Origin of the sequence: Scandinavium sp., from assembly GCF_036271055.1 — a bacterium.
Classification (GTDB): Bacteria; Pseudomonadota; Gammaproteobacteria; order Enterobacterales; family Enterobacteriaceae; genus Scandinavium.
The window spans coordinates 1-1,694 of record NZ_DATBBJ010000076.1 but is presented as its reverse complement, the minus strand read 5'-3'; the positions used below and the strand labels follow the sequence as shown (position 1 = coordinate 1,694).

Below are 1,694 nucleotides of genomic sequence, written 5' to 3'. Positions count from 1 at the left end.
CATTCTCGAATGTCGAGAATGGAAGTAGCGGGCCTGTCTCTGCTTGGGAAGCGTTCTAACAGCCCTTGCAAGGCTCCGCCACAATCGGCACAGAGGACAATCGGCGAATGATCTGGATTGCCGACGCCGGGATTTGATAGTCTGGTCTTATCCGTTTGCTCTTGGACCTTCTCCTGCGCCCCCTGTGATGGGTTTGGAATTGCCCGTAACACCGCCACCACCTTTGACGTCTTTTTCTGGCTGCAGGTCACGAACTTTGATGTGTCCCTTCTTCATTCGGCGCCAAACGGAGCGAACCACACCCATATTGTAATCTTTGTTTTGTGCCTCCATGGTCCCAATTATTTCGCAGCAACGTTCGCCTTAGGATGTCCAACTAACCCGATAAACGCAAGCATTTTCAGCGCGCTACCATTCCTTGAAATCGCCCGCCTGTTCGTGCGTCTCGATCAGGTTGCCCTGACGGATTTAACGCATTTCCGCATCTTTCCGCGTAACCTCGAGCCGGACTTTACGCATTACTTGTGTGAGCAAAGAAAGGAAAATGGAAATCTATGAACGATCACGACAGCGCAACCATAATCATCACGTTTCTGCTTCTTCTTCCTTGGCTTGGGCGCAGCGCAGTCTCGGCGATGGCGGTATGGCGAGCACGCACGGAGTCCCAAACCAAGAAAGCAAAATAAATTGCGCATGGGCGATTGCGTTGCTGATTGCATCCGGTCCGCCGTACGACACTCAACCGACGGGCTTTGCGGAAGTGATCAGCGACGGCGGCCACGAGGCGCGTCAATTGGGGTTTAGGGAGCGGAATCGTTTCAGGAGTATCACACGTACGAGGTCTCCAGAACGCTCGGAGACCCTCAGTTCGGTGTCTTGACCGTTGGCCCATCACTTTTTCGCGTAACCTCGCGTCCGATTTTACGCACTACCTCAGTGAACGGCCAGAAATGACTCCTCAGAAACAACAAAACAACTCAAGAAAGGAAAACTAAAATGCAAAAGAAAAACATCAAAATCAAAGTCTGTGACCTGAAGCCGGCCAAAGACGCCATAGGCGGCCGCCACCGCCACCGCGGCCACCACGGCCACCAGCATTCCGCGCTGTTGAACCAGAGGGAAGGACCCGGGGTGCAAGCCCCAGACAGTGGCGATGGCATTCACATGCCTCAATAAGGAATAACCGTTAGAAAGTCGCACCGTGGTTCGATTTCCCACGGTGCGGCCTTTGTTTATCCCCGTCCGCGACTCTGAGCAAACAACCCACTGAGGTCGCTAGAACCCTCGGAATCCCTCAGCTGCCCGTGTTGAGCCGGTAAGGCTGGCAGCGATCCTGCGCAAACGTCATTGCAAAGCGACCCTGCCGGGAATCATTCAGGAGCGCCAACAGCCATTGTCACTGTCATATGGTACTGCATGTCTTGTCATCGAAGCGTGAAATAACGTGGTTTAGCGCGATCCAGGCGAGATTTTACCTGGCGTCGAGCAGCTTTTGGAAAGCGGGGTCCGCGCGCAACGGGTCCCAAATTGGATCCAGCCTAAGAAGGGCCGGTGTGATGGGCGCTGGGTTATAAAGCCAGCCACCATACGGCGTTTGTAACAACCGCGTGAGAGTTGAGATCGCACGACTATTCTCGCCAATAATCATCTCAACTAGCGCCAGGTTCTCTTCGAACCCGGGTCCGGACAGCCGA

3 protein-coding genes are annotated in these 1,694 nt (G+C 54.1%); 1 reads left to right on the top strand and 2 read right to left on the bottom strand.

The features are described from left to right. The first annotated feature begins 117 nt into the window (after positions 1-117). Positions 118-558, top strand: coding sequence for a hypothetical protein (locus VH187_RS16610; RefSeq protein WP_329702568.1), 441 nt, complete (start codon positions 118-120; stop codon positions 556-558). Positions 559-933: 375 nt separating this feature from the next. On the opposite strand, the gene VH187_RS16605 is transcribed toward VH187_RS16610, so the two are convergent. Both VH187_RS16605 and VH187_RS16600 read right to left on the bottom strand, forming a co-directional pair. After that, positions 934-1,218 carry a hypothetical protein gene (locus tag VH187_RS16605; protein ID WP_329702567.1) on the bottom strand — a complete coding sequence of 95 codons (285 nt, stop codon included), beginning with the start codon at positions 1,216-1,218 and terminating at the stop codon, positions 934-936. Between the two features lie 253 nt (positions 1,219-1,471). Continuing rightward, the coding region (locus VH187_RS16600) for a hypothetical protein (protein ID WP_329702566.1) at positions 1,472-1,694 on the bottom strand (223 nt) is incomplete at its 5' end.